The sequence below is a fragment of the Streptomyces sp. NPDC002088 genome, from assembly GCF_040296605.1.
GTDB lineage: Bacteria > Actinomycetota > Actinomycetes > Streptomycetales > Streptomycetaceae > Streptomyces.
In genome coordinates this window covers 292808-315598 of sequence record NZ_JBEOXO010000009.1, presented here as the reverse complement: position 1 = coordinate 315598, position 22791 = coordinate 292808, and the positions used below count along the sequence as shown (strand labels likewise).

18 protein-coding genes and 1 pseudogene are annotated in these 22791 nt (G+C 71.3%); 10 read left to right on the top strand and 9 right to left on the bottom strand.

Going from position 1 to position 22791, the window contains the following annotated elements; genetic code table 11:
- Nucleotides 1–225 precede the first annotated feature (225 nt).
- Genes ABT114_RS21940 through ABT114_RS21930 form a run of 3 tightly spaced genes read right to left on the bottom strand, consistent with a single transcriptional unit; the run spans nt 226 to nt 2624 of the window.
- On the bottom strand, nt 226–1008 hold the full coding sequence (locus tag ABT114_RS21940; protein WP_351144485.1) for an enoyl-CoA hydratase/isomerase family protein: 783 nt from the start codon (nt 1006–1008) through the stop codon (nt 226–228).
- On the bottom strand, nt 1005–1421 hold the full coding sequence (locus ABT114_RS21935; RefSeq protein ID WP_351144484.1) for a Zn-ribbon domain-containing OB-fold protein: 417 nt from the start codon (nt 1419–1421) through the stop codon (nt 1005–1007). Before ABT114_RS21935 ends, ABT114_RS21940 begins: the two co-directional genes overlap by 4 nt.
- Before the next feature lie 24 nt (nt 1422–1445).
- Complete coding sequence (locus ABT114_RS21930) at nt 1446–2624, bottom strand: lipid-transfer protein (RefSeq protein ID WP_351144483.1); 1179 nt, start codon at nt 2622–2624, stop codon at nt 1446–1448.
- 100 nt (nt 2625–2724) lie between these two features.
- On the opposite strand from ABT114_RS21930, the gene ABT114_RS21925 reads away from it, so the two are divergent.
- Nucleotides 2725–4323 carry a FadD3 family acyl-CoA ligase gene (locus ABT114_RS21925; protein ID WP_351144540.1) on the top strand — a complete coding sequence of 533 codons (1599 nt, stop codon included), beginning with the start codon at nt 2725–2727 and terminating at the stop codon, nt 4321–4323.
- Between the two features lie 138 nt (nt 4324–4461).
- On the opposite strand, the pseudogene ABT114_RS50600 reads toward ABT114_RS21925, so the two are convergent.
- The 4 genes and pseudogenes from ABT114_RS50600 to afsR form a co-directional block, all read right to left on the bottom strand.
- A pseudogene (locus ABT114_RS50600) lies at nt 4462–4743 on the bottom strand (helix-turn-helix domain-containing protein); the annotation flags it as partial.
- Between the two features lie 86 nt (nt 4744–4829).
- On the bottom strand, nt 4830–4985 hold the full coding sequence (locus ABT114_RS21920; protein WP_351144482.1) for a hypothetical protein: 156 nt from the start codon (nt 4983–4985) through the stop codon (nt 4830–4832).
- Between the two features lie 181 nt (nt 4986–5166).
- On the bottom strand, nt 5167–5355 hold the full coding sequence (gene afsS, locus ABT114_RS21915; RefSeq protein WP_351144481.1) for a regulatory protein AfsS: 189 nt from the start codon (nt 5353–5355) through the stop codon (nt 5167–5169).
- 207 nt (nt 5356–5562) lie between these two features.
- Nucleotides 5563–8514, bottom strand: a complete 2952-nt coding sequence (gene afsR, locus ABT114_RS21910; protein WP_351144480.1) for an SARP-family global regulator AfsR — start codon at nt 8512–8514, stop codon at nt 5563–5565.
- Nucleotides 8515–8733: 219 nt separating this feature from the next.
- Here afsR and ABT114_RS21905 point away from each other — a divergent pair, with 219 nt between their 5' ends.
- The 6 genes from ABT114_RS21905 to ABT114_RS21880 all read left to right on the top strand — a co-directional run bounded on the left by ABT114_RS21905 (nt 8734) and on the right by ABT114_RS21880 (nt 16164).
- Complete coding sequence (locus ABT114_RS21905) at nt 8734–9975, top strand: amidohydrolase family protein (RefSeq protein WP_351144479.1); 1242 nt, start codon at nt 8734–8736, stop codon at nt 9973–9975.
- The gene (locus tag ABT114_RS21900) at nt 9972–10898 is read left to right on the top strand and encodes an LLM class F420-dependent oxidoreductase (protein ID WP_351144478.1); all 927 of its coding nucleotides are present in this window, start codon (nt 9972–9974) and stop codon (nt 10896–10898) included. The genes ABT114_RS21905 and ABT114_RS21900 overlap by 4 nt, the downstream gene beginning before the upstream one ends.
- Before the next feature lie 36 nt (nt 10899–10934).
- Nucleotides 10935–11705 carry an SDR family NAD(P)-dependent oxidoreductase gene (locus ABT114_RS21895; protein WP_351144477.1) on the top strand — a complete coding sequence of 257 codons (771 nt, stop codon included), beginning with the start codon at nt 10935–10937 and terminating at the stop codon, nt 11703–11705.
- 109 nt (nt 11706–11814) lie between these two features.
- A complete protein-coding gene (locus ABT114_RS21890) occupies nt 11815–12933 on the top strand; it encodes an LLM class flavin-dependent oxidoreductase (protein WP_351144476.1) in 1119 nt (372 codons plus the stop codon).
- Between the two features lie 13 nt (nt 12934–12946).
- Nucleotides 12947–14677 (top strand): N-acyl-D-amino-acid deacylase family protein, encoded by a 1731-nt coding sequence (locus ABT114_RS21885; protein WP_351144475.1) that lies wholly within the window; start codon nt 12947–12949, stop codon nt 14675–14677.
- On the top strand, nt 14677–16164 hold the full coding sequence (locus ABT114_RS21880) for an aldehyde dehydrogenase family protein (protein WP_351144474.1): 1488 nt from the start codon (nt 14677–14679) through the stop codon (nt 16162–16164). Before ABT114_RS21885 ends, ABT114_RS21880 begins: the two co-directional genes overlap by 1 nt.
- Before the next feature lie 142 nt (nt 16165–16306).
- On the opposite strand, the gene ABT114_RS21875 is transcribed toward ABT114_RS21880, so the two are convergent.
- Nucleotides 16307–16702, bottom strand: coding sequence for a nitroreductase family deazaflavin-dependent oxidoreductase (locus ABT114_RS21875; protein ID WP_351144473.1), 396 nt, complete (start codon nt 16700–16702; stop codon nt 16307–16309).
- A gap of 87 nt (nt 16703–16789) precedes the next feature.
- Between ABT114_RS21875 and ABT114_RS21870 the strand changes: the two genes are divergently transcribed.
- A complete protein-coding gene (locus tag ABT114_RS21870) occupies nt 16790–17620 on the top strand; it encodes an endonuclease/exonuclease/phosphatase family protein (protein ID WP_351144472.1) in 831 nt (276 codons plus the stop codon).
- Here ABT114_RS21870 and ABT114_RS21865 read toward each other — a convergent pair.
- Nucleotides 17614–19134, bottom strand: a complete 1521-nt coding sequence (locus ABT114_RS21865; protein ID WP_351144471.1) for a CehA/McbA family metallohydrolase — start codon at nt 19132–19134, stop codon at nt 17614–17616. The two genes, ABT114_RS21870 and ABT114_RS21865, sit on opposite strands and share 7 nt — an antisense overlap.
- A gap of 90 nt (nt 19135–19224) precedes the next feature.
- Here ABT114_RS21865 and ABT114_RS21860 point away from each other — a divergent pair, with 90 nt between their 5' ends.
- Nucleotides 19225–20100, top strand: coding sequence for an LLM class F420-dependent oxidoreductase (locus ABT114_RS21860; protein ID WP_351144470.1), 876 nt, complete (start codon nt 19225–19227; stop codon nt 20098–20100).
- A gap of 69 nt (nt 20101–20169) precedes the next feature.
- A complete protein-coding gene (locus ABT114_RS21855; RefSeq protein WP_351144469.1) occupies nt 20170–22764 on the top strand; it encodes a bifunctional FO biosynthesis protein CofGH in 2595 nt (864 codons plus the stop codon).
- The last annotated feature ends 27 nt before the right edge of the window (nt 22765–22791 follow it).

The window sequence follows — 22791 nt, the reverse complement described above, 5'->3', positions numbered from 1 at the left end:
CGGTACGCAGGATGCCGAGTGTGAGGGCGCTGCGCGTGGGGCGCACGCCCGGGGACGGCCGTCGTACCCAGATGCACGGAAGGGACCGGGACGGCGGCCGCCGCTCTGGGAGGCGGCCCGTTCGCCGCCTTCGTCCCAGACGCTACGCCGGGTACGGGGTGGCCGCCAGGTCGTGGCATGCCCGTGACAGGCGGTGGCACGTGGACGGCACCCGGTCAGCGCCGGTCAGCGCGTCCGGAACTCCCCGGTCCCGGTCCGCCGGGCGGCGAACAGTTCCGCCTGGCGGTGCGTGGGCAGGTTGCCGAGCGCGATCAGGTGCGGTGCCTGCGCGAACGCCTGCGCCCGGGCGGCCTCCTTGGCCGCCCACAGCGCACGCACGGTCCCCTGTACGCCCTCCGTCGGATACCCGGCGATGACGGCGGCGCAGCGCACCGCTGCCGCCGGCGCCTCGCCGGGCGCGGTGAGTTCGGAGACGAGCCCGATCTCGTACGCCCGCCGCGCCCCGATCCGTTCCGCGCTGCCCATCAGCATCATCCGGGCGACCTCCCCGTACGGCATCCGATGCGCCATGAGTACCGACTCGTAGGCGCTGACCATGCCGTAGGTGGTGTGCGGGTCGAAGAAGGTGGCGGTCGTGTCGGCGACGACGAACTCGCTCTCCCCGAGCAGATAGAAGGCCCCTCCGCAGGCCATCCCGCTCACGGCGGCCACGACCGGCTTCCACAGGTCGTTCGCCTTCGGCCCGATGTGCAGCAGCGGATCGTCCTGCATGTACGGCGACCCGGGCTGCGGCACGACCGCGTCCCGGTCGAGCCCCGTGCAGAACGCCCGCTCGCCGGCCCCGGTGAGCACGACGGCCCGTACGGTGTCGTCGAACCGGAACTCGCGCCAGACCGCGGCGAGTTCGGCGGCGGTGTCGAGGTCGACGGCGTTGAGCTTCGTGGGCCGGTCGAGGGTGACGACGGCGACGCCGGTGTCCTTGTCGGTGCTGACCCGCACGTTGCTCACGGCCGCTCCAGAACCCACTGGGGAAGGCCGTCGTCGCTGAAGACGACCTGCACCCTGGCGCCGATGCGGACGCGGTCGGGGGAGAGGGAGTTCAGCGGCGCGCCGGGCCGGCTGACGAGATTCCCCACCAGCCGTATCCGGGGGGCGTCGGCGAGTTCGACGACGACGACGTTGTACGGCGCCTGCTCCGCGTAGTCGGGCAGCAGCGGCGGATGGGGAACGACGTAGGACCAGACGCGTCCGCGTCCCTCGACCTTGCGCCAGGTCGTGCCGAAGGACTGGCAGTGGGGGCAGCAGGGGCGGGGCGGGAAGCGGAGTTCACCGCAGTCGGCGCAGGCCTGGATCCTCAGCTCGCCCTGCGCGGCGTACTGCCAGAAGGGGGCGCCGTCGGGGTCGATGACGGGGGTGAGCATGGTTCTCAACTCCTCAGCTTGCCGTCAGTTCCGCAGGAGCAGGGCGGAGGTGGGTACGCCTTCACCGGCGGTGACCAGGCAGGTGGCGGCGCCCGGGACCTGCGCGGTACTGGTTCCGCGCAGCTGCTTCACGCCCTCGTTGATGAGGTTGAAGCCGTGCACGTAGGCCTCGCTGAGCCCGCCGCCGCCGGTGTTGAGGGGGAGCCGCCCGCCGATCTCCAGCGCGCCCCCTTCCGTGAACGCCCCGCCCTCTCCGCGCCCGCAGAAGCCGTACCCCTCCAGGGAGAGGAGGATCAGGGGGGTGAACGCGTCGTAGATCTGGGCGACGTCCACGTCCTGCGGGGTGAGGTCGGCGTGCTTCCACAGGTGCCGGGCGGCGGTCCAGGCGGGGCCCGTGAGCGGGTCGTCGTTCCAGTAGTTGACCATGCCGTGGTGCTGGGCGGGCAGGCCCTGGGCGGCGGAGTGGATGTAGACGGGCGGCCGTCGGCAGTCACGCGCGCGCTCACTCGACACGACCACACAGGCCAGTGCCCCGTCCGTCTCCAGGCAGTTGTCGAAGAGGCAGAGGGGCTCGCTGATCCACCGGGAGGTCATGTACATCTCGCGGGTGAGGGGCCGTTCGTACATGACGGCGGCCGGGTTCTGGTTGGCGCGGTTCCGGCAGGCGAGGGCGACGTTGAAGAGGTGGTCCCGGCCGGCCCCGTACTCGTGCAGGTACCGGCGGGTGAGCATGGCTATCTCGTCGGCCGGCCGGAGAAGCCCAAAGGGCCGGGTCCACTGGGCGGGGGTGGGAAGCTGGGCGGTCGTGTTCTTCCACGGCCGGGGCCCTGAGCCCCGCTTCCGCGACCGCCAGGCCACCCCGACCGTCGCCTGCCCGGAGGCGATGGCGGCGGCGAGATGCGCGACGGTGGCACACGAACCCCCGCCTCCGTAGCCGACCTTGCTGAAGAAGGTGAGGTCGCCGAACCCGACCGCCTTCGCCAGCTCCACCTCGTCGGTCTCCTCCATGGTGTAGGAGGCGAGCGCGTCGACCTCGCCCGGGGAGATCCCGGCGTCGTCCAGGGCGGCGAGAACGGCACGGCAGGCGAGGGTCCGCTCGTCCTCGGGAAGGTGTTTGGCGAAGGCGGTCTGGCCGATTCCGACGATGGCGGTGGCGTCCTTGAGTCCCGGTCCTGCACCGCTGCCCACACCTATGTCGGCCATGCTGCACGCACCTCCGTACGGGACTGAACTGCTGACAGGTCGTCAGGCTACAACTAATCTGACGGGTAGTCAGCTACGAGGTGGGAGGCTGGTGGTGGTGATGCACGGTGACGCGGAGTGGGGCAGCATCCCGGGCCTGGTCCGTGCGGCGGCCGAGCGGTACGCGGACGCCGAGGCGGTGGTGGAGGGCCGTACGAGGATCTCGTACGTCGAACTGGGCGCCCGCGTCGAACGCGCGGCGGCGGCGTGCGTGGCGAACGGGGTCGGCCTTGGCGACCGCGTCGCCATCTGGGCCCCCAACACCCTCGACTGGATCGTCTCGGCGCTGGGCGCGGTGTCCGCGGGCGCGGTACTGGTCCCGCTGAACACGCGCTTCAAGGGCGCGGAGGCGGCGGACGTGCTGCGGCGGAGCGGGGCGCGGCTGCTGTTCGTGACGGGAACGTTCCTGGGGACGTCGTATGTGGCGTCGCTGCGCAGGGCGGCGGGGGAGGGGGCGGGCTCCGGTCCCCTGCCGGGTCTTCCGGCGCTGGAGCAGGTGGTGGTGCTGTCGGACGACGCGCCCGCCGACTTCCGCACCTGGAAGGACTTCCTGGCGAGCGGGGAGGGAGTGGGGGAGGCGGAGGTGCGGACGCGGGCGGACTCCGTCGCTCCGGCCATGCCGTCGGACATCATCTTCACGTCCGGCACGACGGGCCGCCCGAAGGGCGCGGTGATCACCCACGCGCAGACGCTGCGGGCGTACGAGATCTGGAGCGACCTGGCGGGGCTGCGGACGGGCGACCGCTACCTCATCGTGAACCCGTTCTTCCACACCTTCGGCTACAAGGCGGGCGTGATCGCCTGCCTGACGCGCGGCGCGACGATGATCCCCCAGCCGGTGTTCGACGTGGCCACGGTCCTGGCGAACATCGCGGCGGAGCGGATCTCGGTCCTCCCCGGCCCGCCGACCCTCCACCAGTCCCTCCTGGACCACGCCTCCCGCGACGCCTACGACCTGTCGGCGCTGCGGCTCGTGGTGACCGGCGCGGCGGTGGTACCGCTCCGCCTGGTGGAACGCCTGAAGGGGGAGCTGGGGGTGGACACGGTCCTGACGGCGTACGGGCTGTCGGAGGCCAGCGGCATCGTCACGATGTGCCGCCGCGGCGACGACCCGTCGGTCATCGCGTCGACCTCCGGCCGCGCGATCCCCGGGACGGAGGTGAGGGTCGCCGCCGCGACCCCGGGCACACCGGGCGAGGTGCTGGTCCGCGGCTTCAACGTCATGCGCGGCTACTACGAGGACAAGGCGGCGACGGCGGAGGTCCTGACTCCGGACGGCTGGCTCCGCACCGGAGACGTGGGCGTCCTGGACGACGCGGGCAACCTCCGCATCACCGACCGCCTCAAGGACATGTTCATCGTCGGCGGCTTCAACGCGTACCCGGCGGAGATCGAACAACTCCTCGCCCTGCACCCCGACGTCGCGGACATCGCGGTCATCGGCATCCCGGACACCCGCCTGGGAGAGGTCGCCAAGGCCTTCGTGGTCCGACGGAAGAACGCGGTCCTCACGTCCGACGACCTGATCGCCTGGGCCCGCCGCGAGATGGCGAACTACAAGGTGCCGAGGGTGGTGGAGTTCGTGGCGGAGCTGCCGCGGAATGCGAGCGGGAAGGTGGTCAAGGGGAAGTTGCGGGGGCGGGCGGGCCGTCAGCCTTGATCGCTGGCGCGGTCAGGGTGCGACGTTCATCTTCTTGAACGGATGGGCTTGCGCCGTTTCCGGGAGGATCCGTAGAACGCCTTGCGCGCTTCAATCGCGCCCTGGACCTGCTTGTCGACCGTCTCCGGCGGCAACCACCGCATGCTCCGACTGCTCTGCCCCGCGCGCATCTTCACAACGCCGCGCAGAAAAGCCGTCCGTCTTCAGCACCTTGTCGACGTGGCGGGCCAGATCCAAGGGCGTGTTCCGCTCGCCCCGCTCGATCCGCTCAGGAAGGGAACGCGCCGGAAGCCTGCCTCGGCCAGTTGTTCCAGCGTGAGGCCCGCAAGCTCCCTTTTGGTAGCGCAACTCGGAGCCGTAGAAGGAGGGGGCGTTCGCCGATGCGTCGGGATCTTTGCGTTGGGGCGTAAGGAGGGGCAGGGCCAGCGTGGGTGGTGCTGTGCCGGCGAGGTCGCACGACAGGGGTCGAGCTTACGTTCGGCCCCTGTCGGAAGAGCGTTGCCATGTCACGGCATGTGGCTGTCCAGCGGGGTGACAACCGTGGCGCTCTGGTCCTGCGGGCTCACGGGCATGTGGCTGTCGGCCAGAGCCGGGCTCGCGGCGGAGGCGGTGGCGCCGAGCACGAGGGCGATGGTGGCAACAATCTTCTTGGTACGGCTCACTTCAGCTCCTGTCGAGGAGGGGAGATCCGGGCGCGAGCCACGCTAGCTCCAGGGGGCGAATGTTCGAGTGGATCGAACAATTCCCGCCTTGGATTGGCTGGGTCCTGTCCCTGGGCACACCTCGGCCGCGACGGCTCCCCCTCCGCGCCGCCGCGGCCGATCCCCGTCTGGATGGAGGTCTTTACTTGTTGCCGAGATCCAGGGCCGGCGGGGCTGGTGCGTGCTGGTCCAGCGTGGTGATCTCCTCGACCGCCTTGGGCGGGGCTGGTGCGTGCTGGTCCAGCGTGGTGATCTCCTCGACCGCCTTGGGCGGGGCTGGTGCGTGCTGGTCCAGCGTGGTGATCTCCTCGGCCTTCTTGGCTTCGGTCATGGCGGGACTCCCCGGTAGATAAATGACGCACTGTGGCGGAAGCACCCGTCCGGCAGCTCCCCCGAGGACTGCCGAACAGGAGTTCCGGAGGCCTCAGAGTAGCCGTGAGGCCCCGGAGATCCGTCTGCCCCCAGACCGCGACGGATCGATGGGACGATAGTCGCAGCAGCCCATAAACGTTCGATGAACGGCCTTGCGGGGAGGCTTTCAGGCTGCGGCGACTGGAGCGAGCAGACTGCGCACCTCGCCTGCCTCGGATGAATCCGTCGCTTCGTAGAACCTGAGCGCGTCCAACCAGCAAGCGCGGGCTCGATCCGGTTGGCCCAGAGCCTCCAGCGCCTTGCCCAGAATGGTCAGGGTGTTCGCCCGCATCCAGTCGCCGCCGATGCAGCCGATCGCCAAAGCCTGTTCGGCGTGTTGGGCAGCCTGGGCCCGGCGATGAGCCGCCAGGTGCACCTGTGCGATGCGGAAGTGGGTGGTGCCTTCCCAGAGACGCTGGCGGCTCTCGGTGAAGATCTGCAGTGCTCTCTCGAGCTGTTCCAGAGCTTCCGGCAGCCTGCCAGCCTGCATGAGGACGGTCCCTGAGGCGTAGCGCGCATTCGCCAGACGTACGGACATCCCCAGCTCGTCGTAGATGTTGATACCTCGTTGGGCCAGTTCAATGGCCCGCGAACTGCAGCCCATTGACGCCAGAGTGCGCGAGAGATTGCAGACCGCGCTCGCTTCGCCGGGCTTGTTCTCATCGTCCTGGAAGGCCCGTATCGCCCTGAGGAGATAGCCCTCGGCGTCGGCGTACATGGACCGGCAGATGGCGATGATGCCCAGCTGATTGGGAGCGGTGCTGCTGGTCCAGGCGTCGTCGGCGGCCTCATTGAGCAAGTCGGCGCGCTTGGCTTCCCGCTCTGCCTCCTCGAATCGGCCCGACTGGCTGAGGACTTGGGCCAACGTGATGCGCGAGCGCATTTCGGCGTGCGGATCTCCCTGGGCCGCCGCTGCGTCACACGCGGCCATGGCCGTCGTCTCGTATCGGCGTGAGCCGGCCCCGGACTCCGCCAGATCTATGGTGGCCAAGAGGAGGTCGATGGCCCGTCGCAGCGTTGCGGGCCGCAGCGATTGCTGGACGCACGCGAGAAGGGGCTCGGCCTCCGTGTGCAGCCAGTCCGTTGCCTCCGAAGCGTCGGAGAACAGCTGTCCCTCATACCGGCTCTGCTCTAGGTGCGCGACAGTCCGGTCCCCCGGCCGCTCGATCGCATAAACTCCGGCAGCCGTTCCCAGATAAAAGTCCAGCAACCGCGACATGGCAGCTTCCCGCTCGCTGGCAGGCTGCTCGTCCCGCTCCGCGCAGGCACGCGCGTAGAGCCGGACCAGGTCGTGGTACCGATAGCGGCCGGGAGCCGCCGACTCCAGGAGGGACGTGTCGACGAGCGACTCCAGCAGGTCCTCCGTCTCCTCCGGCGGCAGGTCCAGCACCGCGGCCGCCGCGGCCAGCGAGATGTCCGGCCCATCCGCAAGCCCCAGCAGCCGGAACGCCCGGGCCTGGGCCGGCTCCAGCTGGCCGTAGCCCAGTTCGAAGGTGGCCTTCACCGCCAGGTCGCCGGCCTGGAGCTCGTCCAGCCGGCGGCGCTCGTCCGCGAGCTTCGCCGCCAGCACCGAGACCGTCCAGGTGCGGCGTGCCGCCAGGCGGGAGGCCGCGATGCGGATGGCCAGGGGCAGGAAGCCGCACGCCGCCACCACGTCCAGGGCCGCTTCCCGCTCCGACGCCACCCGCTCCCCGCCCACGATCTTCGTGAACAGGGACAGCGCCTCGTCGGGGGACATGACGTCCAGGTCGACCAGGTGGGCCCCGGCCAGGTCCACCATGCGGACCCGGGAGGTCACGAGGGCCGCGCAGCCCTCCGTGCCCGGCAGCAGGGGACGTACCTGGGCCGCGTCGCGCGCGTTGTCCAGCAGGACCAGGACCCGGCGGCCGTCGAGGACCGAGCGGTACAGGGCCGAGCGTTCCTCCAGGGAGTCCGGGATCGCGGAGTCGGCCGTGCCCAGCGCGCGCAGGAACGAGCCCAGCACCGTCTCCGGCTCCGCCGCCCGCGCACCCGCGCCCTGGAGGTCGACGTACAACTGCCCGTCCGGGAAGGACGACCGGGCCTGGTGGGCCACGTGCACGGCGAGGGTCGTCTTGCCGACGCCCCCGATTCCCGCCAGCGCCGACACCGCCATCACCCGGCCCTCGGCCGAGGCCAGTACCTCGCCGAGCTCCGCGACGAAAGACGCCCGGCCCGTGAAGTCCGGGACGGTCGCGGGGAGCTGGGCCGGGCGGATCGGCGCCGCGGCGGGCTCCGTCACCGGGGCCGACGGTTCGGCGAGGGTCGGGTCCGCCTGGAGGATGCGCTGCTGGAGGTCGCGGAGGCCGGGGCGGGGGTCGACGCCCAGTTCCTCGGCGAGCAGGCGGCGCGTGTCCGCGTACACCGCGAGCGCCTCCGCCTGACGGCCGCTGCGGTACAGCGCCAGCATCAGCAGCTCGCGCAACCGCTCCCGCAGGGGGTGCGCCGCCGTCAGGGCGGTCAGTTCCGAGACCGCCTCCGCGTGGCAGCCCTGCTCCAGGTCCATGTCGAGGCGGGATTCGAGGAGCTGCAGGCGCCATTCCTGCAGGCGGACCCGTTGGGCCTCCGCGTACGGGCCCGGCACCCCGGCCAGCGTCTCTCCGTCCCACAGTGCCAGCGCCCGCCCCAGCACCTCCCGCGCATGGCACAGGTCGCCGGCGTTCCGTGCCTTCTCCGCCTCCGTCGCCAGGTCCTGCGCCACCGCCAGGTCCAGGGCGCCCTCGCCAGGCGAACGGATCGCGTAGCCACCCGACTCGCTCACCAGGACGCCGGCGTCGAGCACCTTCCGCAACCGGGAGGCGTACGTCCGCAGCGCCGCCAGCGCCTGCGAAGGCGGTTCCTCGCCCCACAGCGCGTCGATCAGCTCGGCCGCCGTCGCCGTACGGCCCTCGCGCAGCAGCAGGGCGGCGAGCAGCGCGCGCTGCTGGGGAGAGCCCGTGGTCAGGGGCTCCTCGCCGCGCCAGGCGCGCACCGGACCGAGCACGCTGAAGCGCAGCGCCGCCGGCTCCTTGGAGGAGCCGGGACGCCTCTGCTCCGGCACGCGCGGTACACCGTCGTCCATCGGGGTCCCCCTAGGCATCCTCAACAACTACGCCAGTTTGCCTTGTTCATGGCGGATGCGTCAGCCGGGCGAGACGCCGATCACAGGCATGGCACAGCTGGGCGCACGGGATATCACAAGGCCCTCACGCCCTCTCCGCACAGTTCCGCACACACCCGATCACCGAGAGGCGCGGTCGCCTAGCTGACGGGTCGTCAGATCGGCGCTACCGTGGGCGCCATGGAGACCAAGGAGCCCCATCCGACCTTCCCGCTGATCATCTCCGTCGACGACCACACCGTCGAACCCGCCGACGTCTGGCAGGACCGCCTCCCGAAGAAGTTCCTGGACACCGGCCCGCGGATAGTCCGCGCCCCGCTGAAGGAGATGTCCTTCCTCGGCGGCCGCTTCAAGCCCGTCATGGGAAGCCCAGGTGACGACGGCCCGCTCGGCGACTGGTGGATCTACGAGGACCTGCACCGTCCCCTCACCCGCCTCGACACCGCCGTCGGCTACAGCAGGGACGACATCAAGCTGGAGGTGATCACGTACGAGCAGATGCGGCCCGGGTCGTACGACGTCCCCCAGCGCCTCGCCGACATGGACGTCAACCACGTCCAGTCCGCCCTCTGCTTCCCCACCTTCCCCCGCTTCTGCGGTCAGACCTTCACCGAGGCCCAGGACCACGAACTGGGGCTGCTCTGTGTGCGCGCCTACAACGACTGGATGGTGGAGGAGTGGTGCGGGCCCCAGGCGCGGGGACGGCTCATCCCCCTCACCCTCATCCCCCTCTGGGACGCCGAGCTCGCCGCCGCGGAAGTACGGCGCAACGCCGCCCGCGGGGTCCGTGCCGTCGCGTTCTCCGAGATACCCCCGCACCTCGGCCTGCCCTCCGTCCACACCGACGACTGGGACCCCCTCCTCGCCGCCTGCGACGAGACGGGCACCGTCATCGCCATGCACATCGGGTCGTCGAGCCGCATGCCGTCCACCTCCGCCGACGCCCCGCCCGCCGTCGGCTCCACCATCACCTTCGCCAACTGCTGCTTCTCGATGGTCGACTGGCTGATGAGCGGCAAGTTCGAACGCTTCCCCCACCTCAAGGTGATGTATGCGGAAGGTCAGATCGGCTGGATTCCGTACATCCTCGAGCGCGCCGACGTCGTGTGGGAGGAGAACCGTGGGTGGGGCGGCGTCGCCGACAAGGTGCACCGGCCGCCCTCCGAGCTGTTCGCCGAGCACGTCTACGGCTGCTTCTTCGACGACGCCTTCGGGCTGCGGAACCTGGACGCCATCGGCGTCGGCAACGTCCTCTACGAGACCGACTACCCCCACTCCGACTCCACCTGGCCGAAGTCGCGGGAGGTCGGCGAGGCCCAGATGGGGCACCTGGACGCGGACGTCGTCGAGCGGATCGTACGGCGCAACGCGATCGAGCTGCTGGGGCTCACGGACGACGGACTGTGGAGCGGGCCGCAATGAGCGCCGCCCTCCGCTACGGGATACAACTCCCCGTCCAGTCCCAGAGCACGATCTACGCCGAACCCTGGGAGGCCGCCGCCGGCCCCGACGACCTCCTCGACATCGCCCGCACCGCCGACCGCGCAGGCTTCGACTACCTCGCGGGCTGCGACCACGTCGCCATCCCGCGCCGGCTGGCCTCCGCCATGAGCACGGTCTGGTACGACCCCGTCGCCACCCTCGCCTTCCTGGCGGGGGTGACCCGGCGGGTGCGGCTGCTCAGCCACGTCGCCGTCGTGGGGCTACGGCACCCCCTCCTCACCGCGAAGCAGTACGCCACCCTCGATCACCTCAGCGGAGGGCGGCTGATCCTCGGCGTCGGGGCCGGGCATGTGCGGGAGGAGTTCGAGGCGCTCGGGGTGGACTTCGACCGGCGCGGGGCCGTGCTCGACGAGTCCGTCGACGCCCTGCGCGCCGCTCTCGGCCCGGACGAGTTTCCCGAACACCACGGCAAGCTCTACGACTTCGAGGGGCTCGGCCAGCGTCCCCGCCCCGCCCAAGCCCGCATCCCCCTCTGGGTCGGCGGCTCCTCGCCCGCCGCCGTGCGCCGGGCCGCGCTCAAGGGCGACGGCTGGTTGCCGCAGGGCGACCCGCGCGACCGGCTGCCCGCGCAGATCGGCAGGCTGAAGCGGCTGCGCGCCGAGGCCGGCGTCGAGGATCCGCTCACCGTCGGCGCCATCACCGAGCCCCTGTACGTCGGCACGCCCGCCTGGGACGTCGGGCGGCGGACCCTCACCGGCTCCCCGGACGCGCTCGCCGAGTCCCTGCGGGCGTACCGCGCGATGGGCGTGCACCAGGTCCAGGTGCGGTTCCGCTGCCGGAGCCGCACCGAACTCACCGACCAGATGGCCGCGTTCGGTGCCGATGTGGCGCCCCACCTCTGAGACTCCAACACCTCCGAGACTCCCAAGGAGAACGGAATGGGCAAGCTGGACGGACGCGTCGTGATCGTCACCGGTGCGGCGCGCGGGCAGGGGGAGCAGGAGGCCCGCCTGTTCAGAGCGGAGGGGGCCGACGTCGTGGTCGCCGACGTCCTCGACGACCAGGGCGAGGCCCTCGCGAAGGAGCTGGGCGCGCGGTACGTCCACCTGGACGTGAGCCAGGAGGACCAGTGGCGGTCCGCCGTGAGTGCCGTCAAGAACGCGTACGGCCGGATCGACGGCCTGGTCAACAACGCCGGCATCCTGCGCTTCAACTCCCTCCTCGACACGCCCCTCGACGAGTTCATGCAGGTCGTGCAGGTCAACCAGGTCGGCTGCTTCCTCGGCATCAAGACCGTCGCGCCGGTACTGGAGGACGGCGGCACGATCGTCAACACCGCCTCCTACACGGCCGTGACCGGCATGGCGGCCGTGGGCGCGTACGCCGCCACCAAGCACGCCATCCTCGGCCTCACCCGCGTCGCCGCCCTGGAGCTCGCGGACCGGCGCATCCGGGTCAACGCCATGTGCCCCGGCGCCATCGACACGGCGATGTCCAACCCGGCCCAACTGGACCCGACGGCGGACGCGGAGGGGATGAGCCGGGCGCTGGACGAGCTGTACCGCAAGCTCGTGCCGCTCGGGCGCATCGGGAAGCCGGAGGAGGTGGCCCGGCTGGCCCTCTTCCTCACCTCCGACGACTCCTCGTACATCACCGGGCAGCCGTTCGTGATCGACGGGGGTTGGCTGGCGGGGGTGGCGGTTGTCTGACCCCCGTATCTGACTGCCCGTCAGCTATTGACGGTGCATGCGGGCGGTGCAACAGTCGGGCGGCAGACAATCTGACGGAGCGTCAGGAATGTAGGGATGGTGACCTGCCTTGGAATTCGGGCTCTTTGTACAGGGATACGTGGGCAAGCGCGCCGAGACCGACCCGCTCGCCGAGCACAAGGCGCTGATGGAGGAGACCGAGTACGTCATCCAGGCGGACAAGTCCGGCTTCAAGTACGCCTGGGCGTCCGAGCACCACTTCCTGGACGAGTACTCGCACCTCTCCGCCAACGACGTCTTCCTCGGCTACCTCGCCCACGCCACCGAGCGCATCCACCTCGGCTCCGGCATCTTCAACCCGCTCGCCCAGGTCAACCACCCGGTGAAGGTCGCCGAGAAGGTCGCCATGCTCGACCACCTCAGCGAGAACCGCTTCGAGTTCGGCAGCGGACGCGGGGCCGGCTCGCACGAGATCCTCGGCTTCCTCCCCGGCATCACGGACATGAACTACACCAAGGAGATCTGGGAGGAGACGATCGCCGAGTTCCCCAAGATGTGGCTCCAGGACGAGTACGTCGGCTTCCAGGGCAAGCACTGGCAGCTGCCGCCGCGCAAGGTCCTCCCCAAGCCGTACGGGAAGTCGCACCCGGCGATGTGGTACGCGGCCGGGTCGCCGCCGTCGTACGCCATGGCCGCGAAGAAGGGACTCGGCGTCCTCGGCTTCAGCATCCAGAAGGTCTCCGACATGGAATGGGTGCTGGAGCAGTACAAGACGGCGGTCGTGAACGCCGAGCCGATCGGCGACTTCGTCAACGACAACGTGATGGTGACGACGACGGCGATCTGCGCGCCCACGCACGACGAGGCGATCCGGATCGCGACCAACGGCGGGCTGCACTACCTCCCCTCCCTCGTCTTCCGCTACCACGACACCTTCCCGCGCCCCGAGGGCTTCCCGGTCTGGCCGGAAACGCTGCCCGAGTACACGCCCGAGTTCGTCGAACTCCTCGTCGAGGAGGAGCTGTTGATCTGCGGCGACCCGGACGAGGTGCTGCGCCAGTGCAAGCGCTGGGAGCAGGCGGGCGCGGATCAGCTGAGCTTCGGGCTGCCGGTCGGGGTGCCGAAGGAGGAGACGCTCCAGACGATCCGGCTGATCGGCGAGCACGTGATCCCGAAGATCGACACGGATCCGGTGCACCGGACGACCCGGTTCCGCCAGTCCGCGTAGGGGGTACTCGGTCATGCTCGACCACCTGATCAAGGGCGCGACCGTCGTCGACGGGACGGGCGCGCCGGCGTACACCGCGGACGTGGGTCTGCGGGACGGCCGTATCGCCGTCATCGGGTCGGTGACCGAGGGGGCCAGGACGGAGGAGGACGCGTCCGGCCTGGTCCTGGCCCCCGGCTTCGTCGACCCGCACACGCACTACGACGCCCAGCTGTTCTGGGACCCGTACGCGACCCCGTCCCTCAACCACGGGGTGACCACGGTCGCGGCCGGCAACTGCGGCTTCACCCTCGCGCCCCTCAACCCGGGCCGCCCCGAGGACGCCGACTACACCCGTCGGATGATGTCCAAGGTGGAGGGCATGTCCCTGGTGGCGCTGGAGGAGGGGGCGCCCTGGAGCTGGAACTCCTTCGGGGAGTACCTGGACGCGCTCGAGGGCCGGATCGCCGTCAACGCGGGCTTCATGGTGGGGCACTGCGCGCTGAGGCGGTACGTGATGGGCCCGGAGGCGGTCGGGGGGCAACCGACGCAAGAGCAGCTCGACGCGATGCTCCGCCTCTTCCACGAGGCGATGGAGGCCGGCGCCTGGGGCTTCTCCACCACCCAGTCGACGACCCACTCCGACGGCGACGGACAGCCGGTGGCCTCCCGCCACGCGCGCCCGGACGAGTTGCTGGCCCTGTCCCGGGCCGTCGGCGAGCACGAGGGCACCCAGATCGAGGCGATCGTCGCCGGCTGCCTGGACCAGTTCAGCGACGCCGAGATCGACCTGTTCGTGGAGCTGAGCGCGGCGGCCGGACGCCCCCTGAACTGGAACGTCCTGACGGTCGACGCGGCCGTGCCCGAGCGGGTGCCGAGGCAGCTGTCGGCGAGTGAGCGGGCCCGGAAGGCGGGCGGCCGGGTGGTGGCCCTGACCATGCCGATCCTCACGCCGATGAACATGTCGCTGGGCACCTTCTGCGCGCTGAACCTGATCCCGGGGTGGGGCCCGATCCTGAGCCTGCCCGTGCCGGAGCGGATCGCCCGGCTGCGGGAGCCGGGGGTGCGGGCCGAGATGCTCCGGCACGCCAACTCCAAGGAGGCGGGCGTCTTCCGGCGGCTGGTGAACTTCGGGCGGTACGTCATCGGCGACACGTACAGCGCGGCGAACGAGGGCCTCACCGGCCGGGTCGTCCGGGACATCGCGGCGGAACGCGGCCAGGACCCCTTCACCTGCCTGGTGGAGATCTGCGCCGCCGACGGCCTCCGTACGGTCCTGTGGCCCATGCCCACCGACAACGACCCCGCGTCCTGGTCCCTGCGGGCCGAGACCTGGCAGCACGAGGACGTCCTGCTCGGCGGCTCCGACGCGGGCGCGCACCTGGACCGTATGTGCGGAGCCCCGTACACCACCCGCTTCCTCGGGGACTGCCTGCGCGGCCGGAAACTGGTCGGCCTGGAGCAGGCGGTGAAGATGCTGACCGACGATCCGGCACGGCTGTTCGGCCTGCGCGAACGGGGCCGGATCCGGGAGGGCTGGCATGCGGACCTGGTCCTCTTCGACCCGGAGCGGATCGATGCGGGCAAGGCCACCCTGGTGCACGACCTGCCGGGAGACAGCCCGCGGCTGGACTCCAGGGCGATCGGAGTGCGGGCGGTCTGGGTCAACGGGGCGGCGACGATCCGGGACGACGTGGTGACGGGCGCCGTACCGGGGAAGGTGCTGCGGTCCGGGCGGGACACGAGGACGGTGAGCACCAGGTGATGGACGGGGCGACGGTGTCCGGCGGAGGACACCCGGCGGCAGCCGGCGGGAAGCTGTTCATCGGTGGTGCGTGGGTCGAGCCGGACGGCGGCCACTACGAGGTGACCGATCCGGCGACCGAGGAGCCCGTCGGGTGGGCGCCGGAGGCCTCGCGGGATCAGGTGCATGCGGCGTGCGCCGCGGCCCGAGAGGCCTTCGGTCCGTGGTCGCGTAGGCCGGCGGAGGAGCGGGCGGCGGTGCTCGGCCGGGCGGCGGAGATCATCGGCAGTCACTTCGTGCCGTACGCCGAACTGGCGCAGGCGGAGACCGGTGCCACCACGGGGACCGCGCGGGCGATGCAGGTCGGGGTGGGCGTGGCCCGGTTCCGGCGGTACGCGCGCGTGGAGCCCGCCGAGTGGGCGATCCCGCCGCAGATCAACGAGGCCGGGCCGATGGGGAAGGCCGGTGTGATGGGCGCGCTGGCCGTGCGCCAGCCGGTCGGGGTCGTCACCTGCATCACGTCGTACAACAACCCGTGGGCGAACCCGGCCGGCAAGATTGCCCCGGCGCTCGCGATGGGCAACACGGTGGTCGTGAAACCGGCCCCGCAGGACCCCCTGTCCGTCTACCGGATGGCCGAGGCGCTGGCGGCGGCGGGCCTGCCGCCCGGTGTGGTGAACGTGGTCTCCGGGCGGTCGGTGGAGGTCGGCGAGGCGGCCGTGGACTGCGACGACGTCGACATGGTGAGCTTCACCGGGTCCACGGCGGTGGGGCAGCGCATCGCCGAGGTGTGCGGGCGGTCCATGAAGCGCCAGCTGATGGAGCTGGGCGGCAAGGGCGCGGCGGTCGTCTTCGACGACGCGGACGTGGGGTCGGCGGTGGCCGGGATCGGCACCACCTTCTCCTTCTACAGCGGGCAGATCTGCACGGCCCCGACGCGGGTGCTGGTGCAGCGGGGACTGTACGACCGTCTTGTCGAGCAACTCGGTGTGTACGCCGGGCGGTTGAGGGTCGGAGATCCCCGGGCGCCGGAGACGGTCGTGGGACCGGTGATCTCGGCGGAGCACCGGGCGCGGGTGGAGTCGTACGTCGAACTGGCCCGCAAGGAGGGCGCCACGGTGGTCGTCGGCGGCGAACGCCCGGCGCTCGACCGGGGTTTCTACGTCTCGCCGACCCTGCTGGCCGACTGCACGAACGACATGCGCGTCGCCCGGGAGGAAATCTTCGGCCCGGTGATCGTCGTCATCCCCTTCGACGAGGAGGACGAGGGCGTGGCCCTCGCCAACGACTCCGACTACGGCCTGATCGACTACGTCTGGTCGGCAGACGTGGCTCGTGCCTTCCGCGTGGCACGGCGTCTGCAAGCCGGCGGGGTGGGCGTGAACACCGTCGGGCGGAACATGGAGGCGCCGTTCGGGGGGTTCAAGAGGAGCGGGGTCGGACGGGACGTCGGCTCGTACGCGCTGCACGCGTACAGCGAGGTGCAGGCAATCGTGTGGCCGGGGTAGCGACAAAACCAGGTCGACGGCTGTCACCGCGGTACCCGTCCGCGCACTGTGACACTTTTCGGGAATGTGTCACACTCGCCGACGGCACACCCCGGGCCACCGGCACAGGTTCAAGGCGCCCCTGAGCCGGGCGGGAGCACCCTCACCCCCGCAGATCCACCCGCACCGTCAGCAACCCCGTCCCCAGCACCCGTACCGCCGCGCTGTTCATGCGAGGCAGGCTGCGCAGGCGGGCCACCGGGTCGTCGTCGGGCAGGAGGTGGGCCGTGCCCTCGTGCCAGCGGCCCCGGATGCGGACCCGCACCCGCGGGTTCGCCTTGATGTTGCGGACGTACTGCGATCGCTCCCCGAACTCCGAGACCAGCCAGAAGGAGTCGCCGACGCGGCGGCCGCCGACCGGGGTCTGACGGGGCAGGCCGGAGACGCGGCCCGTGGTCTCCAGGACGGTCTGGAGGGGGAGGCGGCGCAGGACCGGGTTGCCGATGTGGCGCTGGAACGTGGTGGCGGTGCGGAATCTGAGGTCGGCGAGGCGGGACATCGTCCGTGGGGCTCCTGTCTGGTGCGTGACACAAGGGAGTTGCTTCAATGGTCCCTGATGGCGCGCGAGGAAAGCAGGTGGCTGCGGATGCGAGTCGTGACCTGGAACCTGTGGTGGCGGTTCGGGCCCTGGGAGACGCGGCAGAAGGCGATCCTGGCCACACTGCGGGAGCTGCGGCCCGATGTCGTCGGGTTGCAGGAGGTGTGGGAGTGCGGCGGTGAGAACCTCGCGGAGTGGCTGGCGGCCGAGCTCGGGATGCACTGGACCTGGGCCGCTTCCGACGCGTCGGACCGGTGGCAGCGGCGGATAGGGGATGCGACGGTCGACGTCGGCAACGCCGTGCTGAGCCGCTGGCCGGTCGTCGAGCAGGACGTGCTGCGGCTGCCCGTCCCCGAGGAACTGGACGACGGACGGCTCGCCCTCTACACCCGCCTCGCCGCGCCCACCCACCCCATCCCCTTCTTCACCACCCACCTGACCTCGGCCATCCACGCCTCGGCCGTACGCCGTGAACAGGTCACCGCCCTCGCGGAATTCGTCGCCGCGCACCGGGGCGGCACCGACTTTCCCCCCGTCGTCACGGGCGACTTCAACGCCTGGCCCGACTCCGACGAGGTACGGCTGTTCGGGGGATACAAGACAGCACCCGTCGTGCCCGGCCAGGTCCTCCTCGACGCCTGGGAGTACGCCGATCCGGCGGCCCCCTCCGCCACCTGGGACCCGGCGAACCCCTACGTCGGCCGGAGCCCGGCCGTGCGGATCGACTACATCCACGTGGGAACCGGCCCCGGCGGCCTGGGAGACGTGCGGGCGATACGGCGCGCCGGTGACGGGCCGGTCGACGGGGTGTGGCCCTCCGACCACGCGGCGGTCGTCGCCGACCTCGTCGCCGACCCGCCCGGTCCGTCACCTCACTGACGCCCCAGGAAGACCGGGTTGGTGAACGCCGCCAGCGCCCCCGGCAGCGGCCCCGCCGCCGTCTCGTGCCGCAGCTCCGCACGGACGTACGCCGCGTACGACGGCGTCGTACGCCACTCGACCGTCCCGGCGCCGGACACCGGCAGCGGGGCGCTGGTGAACAGCACCCCCTGGTCGGTGACGAAGCGGACCGTGCAGCGCGGGGCACCCGTCACTTCGAGCCGGACCGTGACCGGGGTGTCGCCGGACACCTCCAGGCGCTCGCCGATGCCCGCGTGTTCGCCGCGGGAGCCGGTCGCCGTGAAGGACAGGGACAGCTTGCTCGACTCGGCGACGTAGGAGCGGCCCGCGCGGATGCCCTCCTGGACGGCCTCGCGGGTCAGGTCGTCGGCCAGGACCACCGTCTGGGGGAGGCCCACCACGTCCGGGTCCCGGTGCGCGTCGCTGTTGCCCATCGCCGGGATCCAGTCCCGGCCGCCCGACCGCACCGACGCGACCAGCATCCCGTCCCAGTCCGCGAGCGCCACCTCGTCGTCCGGCGTGTACGGGCCGTTCCACACCTCGACCGCGTCCGCTTCACCGAAGCCGAACTTCCAGCTGCAGCCGATGCAGGTGGCGTGCGGGTGGGCGGGGACGACCAGGCCACCGTCGCGGCGGATCTGGCGGGCGAACCGGCCGAAGCGGTTGTCGCGGGCCCGGTAGCGCCAGTCGACGAAGGTGCCGGGCTCCGTGCCGAGGGCCAGCACGTGGCCGTTCCTCGTCGTGACCTCTTCCCCCACCATGACCAGCAGGTCGTCGCCGGCCACGGCCGCCCAGTGCGCGTGCGCCGCGTGCGTGTTGTGCTCCGAGGAGTTGATGAAGTCCAGGCCCGCCGCCCGCGCCAGCGCCGCGATCTCCGCGGGGGTGCGGCGGCCGTCGGAGTGCCAGGAGTGCAGATGGCAGTCGCCCCGGTACCAGGCCCGGCCCCGCCCCTCGGCACGCGCGGGCGGATACACCGGCTCCGGCGTCGCGCCCGGCTCCCCGTACGTCAGCGTGACCGTGATCTCGTACGACAGGCCCTGCGGCGCCACCGTGTAGGGGCCGAGCGCGAGGTGCCAGGTGCCCTCGCGGACCGGCCCCGGCAGGTAGCCCGGCGTCGCGTCGTCCGCCCGGATGAAGAACTCCGTGCGCGCGCCGCCCGACCAGCCCCGGAAGCCCCGGCCGCCGAGCTCGGTGCCGTGCTCGTCGAAGACGCCGATGTCGAGGGCGTTGCCCGCGGTGCCGGCCGGCACGGACGGCCTGTCGTAGGTGTACGCGACCCTGAGCTCCCGTACCCCGGAGGGGACTTCGAGGGGGACGTACACGAAGTCGGGGGAGCCGGTGGGCAGCGTGCCGCGCACCGTCCTCGTCTCCTGGTCCTGGCCGTCCGCTGAAGCGAAGCTCACGCTTCCCAACGTAAGCGCGGCGGCCGCGCCCGTCACGAACAGGGCGCGTCTTCCGATTCCGGCGGTTTGGCTGTGGCTGTCCTCGCACATGCTGCTGCTCCCAAGGTGTCGTGAGTGACACGGCATGATCCCGACCGGTCGGTATGGACATTCGGGCCGGGGCGGGGTAGAGATTCGGACATGCGTATCGCCGTCACGATCTTCCTCACCGACGAGACCATCACCCCCACCCGGCTCGCCCGTGAGCTGGAGCAGCGCGGGTTCGCCGGGCTCTATCTGCCCGAGCACACGCACATCCCGGTCGAGCGGGTCACCCCGTACCCGGCGGGCGGCGAGCTGCCCCGCGAGTACGGCCGTACCCTCGACGCCTTCGTCGCGCTCGGGCAGGCGGCCGCCGTCACCGAGCGCCTGGGGCTGGGCACGGGTATCACGCTCGTCGCCCAGCACGACCCGATCGATCTCGCCAAGCAGATCGCGACCGTCGACCACCTCTCCGGCGGGCGCCTCACCCTCGGCCTCGGCTACGGCTGGAACGTCGAGGAGGCCGCCGACCATGGAGTGGAGTGGCGGACGCGTCGCGAGCTGGTGCGGGACCGGATGGCGCTGATGCGGGCGCTGTGGGCGGAGGAACCGACGGCCTACGAAGGACAGTTCGGGAGTGTGCGGGCCAGCCACGCCCACCCCAAGCCGGTACAGAAGCCGCGCGGGCCGGTCGTCGGGCCCCGCACGCTCGTCGGCGGGGCGGCCGGGCCGAAGCTGTTCGCGCACATCAGCGAGTTCGCCGACGGCTGGCTGCCGATCGGCGGCCGCGGCCTGACCGAGAATCTCCCGCTGCTGCGCGCCGCCTGGGCCGACGCGGGCCGCGACCCGGCCGCGCTCCAGGTCGTGCCGTACGCCGTCCACCCCAGCCCGGGCAAGCTCGCGCACTACGCCGAACTCGGCATCGAGGAGGTCGTGGTGCAGCTGCCGTCGGCCGGGGAGGCGGAGGTGCTGCGGCTGCTCGACGGGTACGCGGACCACGTGGCCGGAACCCGCGCTTCAAGTGACACCGTGTAACGATCGGCGGCCGGCGGCGATTCGGGCATCGCTTGTCCGGCCTGATCAACGCGATCGTATGCTCGAAGGATGACGACTCCCGCGACCTCCGGAACCGGCCCCACCGGCCCCACCGAGAACTCCATGCGTCGCGCCCTCAAACGGGCCCGGGACGGCGTCGCCCTCGATGTCGGCGAGGCGGCGGTGCTGCTCCAGGCCCGCGGCGAGGCCCTCGAGGACCTCGCCGCGTCCGCCGCCCGGGTGCGGGACGCGGGCCTCGAAGCGGCCGGCCGGGCCGGCGTCATCACCTACTCGAAGAGCGTCTTCATCCCCCTCACCCGGCTGTGCCGGGACAAGTGCCACTACTGCACCTTCGTCACCGTCCCCGGCAAGCTGCGCCGCGCCGGCCACGGAATGTTCATGTCGCCCGACGAGGTGCTCGACGTGGCCCGTCGCGGCGCCGCCCTCGGCTGCAAGGAAGCCCTCATCACCCTCGGCGACAAGCCCGAGGACCGCTGGCCGGAGGCGCGCGAGTGGCTCGACGCGCACGGCTACGACGACACCATCGCGTACGTCCGGGCGATCTCGATCCGCATCCTGGAGGAGACGGGCCTGCTCCCGCACCTCAACCCGGGCGTCATGACCTGGACCGACTTCCAGCGCCTCAAGCCCGTCGCGCCCAGCATGGGCATGATGCTGGAGACCACCGCGACCCGCCTGTGGTCCGAGCCCGGCGGCCCGCACCACGGCTCCCCGGACAAGGAACCGGCCGTCCGGCTGCGCGTCCTGGAAGATGCGGGCCGCTCCTCCGTCCCCTTCACGTCAGGGCTCCTGATCGGGATCGGCGAGACGTACGAGGAGCGCGCGGAGTCCCTGTTCGCGCTCCGCAGGATCTCGCGGGCCTACCACGGCATCCAGGAACTGATCATCCAGAACTTCCGCGCCAAGCCGGACACGGCGATGCGCGGCATGCCGGACGCGGAACTGGACGAACTCATCGCCACGGTGGCCGTCGCCCGCCACATCATGGGCCCGTCCGCCTGCCTCCAGGCCCCGCCGAACCTCGTCGACTCGGAGTACGAGCGGCTCATCGGCGCCGGCATCGACGACTGGGGCGGGGTCTCCCCGCTCACCATCGACCACGTCAACCCCGAACGCCCCTGGCCGCAGATCGAGGAACTCGCCGAGAAGTCCGCGGCGGCCGGTTTCGAACTGCGCGAACGCCTCTGTGTCTACCCGGAGTTCGTGCGGCGCGGCGAGCCCTGGCTGGACCCGCGGCTGCTGCCGCACGTACGGGCGCTGGCGGACCCGGAGACGGGCCTCGCCCTGCCGGACGCGGTGGTCGAGGGGCACCCCTGGCAGGAGCCGGAGGAGGCATTCGTCGCGTCCGGCCGTACGGATCTGCACCACACCATCGACACCGACGGCCGTACGTCCGACCGGCGCGACGACTTCGACGAGGTCTACGGCGACTGGGGCGCCCTGCGCGAGGCGGCCGCGCCCGGCATGGCACCGGAGCGCATCGACACGGACGTACGCGCGGCCCTGGCGACGGCGGCCGACGACCCGACGAAGCTGACGGACGACGAGGCGCTGGCCCTGCTGCACGCGGACGGCCCGGCGCTGGACGCGCTGTGCGGGGTGGCGGACGACGTCCGCAAGTCGATGGTCGGCGACGACGTCACGTACATCGTGACGAGGAACATCAACTTCACCAACGTCTGCTACACCGGCTGCCGCTTCTGCGCCTTCGCCCAGCGCCGCACGGACGCCGACGCCTACACGCTCTCCCTCGACCAGGTCGCGGACCGCGCGCAGCAGGCGTGGGAGGTGGGCGCGGTGGAGGTCTGCATGCAGGGTGGCATCCACCCCGACCTCCCGGGCACGGCGTACTTCGACATCGCGAAGGCGGTCAAGGAGCGCGTCCCCGGCATGCACGTCCACGCCTTCTCGCCCATGGAGGTGGTGAACGGCGCGACGCGTACGGGGATGTCGATCCGGGAGTGGCTGAGCGCGGCGAAGGAAGCCGGTCTGGACTCCATCCCCGGCACGGCGGCGGAGATCCTCGACGACGAGGTCCGCTGGGTCCTGACGAAGGGCAAGCTGCCGACGGCGACGTGGATCGAGGTGGTGTCCACGGCGCACGAGCTGGGCATCCGCTCTTCCTCGACGATGATGTACGGCCATGTGGACCAGCCCCGGCACTGGCTGGGCCACCTGCGCACGCTGGCGGGGATGCAGCAGCGGACGGGCGGTTTCACGGAGTTCGTGACGCTCCCGTTCATCCACACGAACGCACCGGTGTACCTGGCCGGAATCGCCCGCCCGGGTCCGTCCATGCGGGACAACCGCGCGGTGACGGCGATGGCGAGGCTGCTGCTGCACCCGCACATCCCGAACATCCAGACCAGCTGGGTGAAGCTGGGCACGGAGGGTGCGGCGGAGATGCTCCGCTCCGGGGCGAACGACCTCGGCGGCACGCTGATGGAGGAGACGATCTCGCGCATGGCGGGCTCCTCCTACGGCTCCTACAAGTCGGTCAAGGACCTGATCGCGGTGGCGGAGGCGGCCGGCCGGCCGGCGAAGCCGCGCACCACCCTGTACGGGGAGGTGCCGGAGGAACGGCAGCGGGCGGCGCGCGCGTCGGACGGGCATCTGCCGGAGCTGCTGCCGGTACTGGACTGACCTCCGGAGAGCCCGCAGTACGATGAT

Coding starts and splice junctions, on each gene's coding strand:
- ABT114_RS21855 (WP_351144469.1), top strand. CDS start 20,170: ATGACGACTCCCGCGACCTCCGGAACCGGCCCCACCGGCCCCACCGAG.
- ABT114_RS21935 (WP_351144484.1), bottom strand. CDS start 1,421: ATGCTCACCCCCGTCATCGACCCCGACGGCGCCCCCTTCTGGCAGTAC.
- ABT114_RS21885 (WP_351144475.1), top strand. CDS start 12,947: ATGCTCGACCACCTGATCAAGGGCGCGACCGTCGTCGACGGGACGGGC.
- ABT114_RS21895 (WP_351144477.1), top strand. CDS start 10,935: ATGGGCAAGCTGGACGGACGCGTCGTGATCGTCACCGGTGCGGCGCGC.
- ABT114_RS21875 (WP_351144473.1), bottom strand. CDS start 16,702: ATGTCCCGCCTCGCCGACCTCAGATTCCGCACCGCCACCACGTTCCAG.
- ABT114_RS21925 (WP_351144540.1), top strand. CDS start 2,725: ATGCACGGTGACGCGGAGTGGGGCAGCATCCCGGGCCTGGTCCGTGCG.
- ABT114_RS21905 (WP_351144479.1), top strand. CDS start 8,734: ATGGAGACCAAGGAGCCCCATCCGACCTTCCCGCTGATCATCTCCGTC.
- ABT114_RS21900 (WP_351144478.1), top strand. CDS start 9,972: ATGAGCGCCGCCCTCCGCTACGGGATACAACTCCCCGTCCAGTCCCAG.
- ABT114_RS21865 (WP_351144471.1), bottom strand. CDS start 19,134: ATGTGCGAGGACAGCCACAGCCAAACCGCCGGAATCGGAAGACGCGCC.
- afsS (WP_351144481.1), bottom strand. CDS start 5,355: ATGACCGAAGCCAAGAAGGCCGAGGAGATCACCACGCTGGACCAGCAC.
- ABT114_RS21880 (WP_351144474.1), top strand. CDS start 14,677: ATGGACGGGGCGACGGTGTCCGGCGGAGGACACCCGGCGGCAGCCGGC.
- afsR (WP_351144480.1), bottom strand. CDS start 8,514: ATGGACGACGGTGTACCGCGCGTGCCGGAGCAGAGGCGTCCCGGCTCC.
- ABT114_RS21870 (WP_351144472.1), top strand. CDS start 16,790: ATGCGAGTCGTGACCTGGAACCTGTGGTGGCGGTTCGGGCCCTGGGAG.
- ABT114_RS21930 (WP_351144483.1), bottom strand. CDS start 2,624: ATGGCCGACATAGGTGTGGGCAGCGGTGCAGGACCGGGACTCAAGGAC.
- ABT114_RS21860 (WP_351144470.1), top strand. CDS start 19,225: ATGCGTATCGCCGTCACGATCTTCCTCACCGACGAGACCATCACCCCC.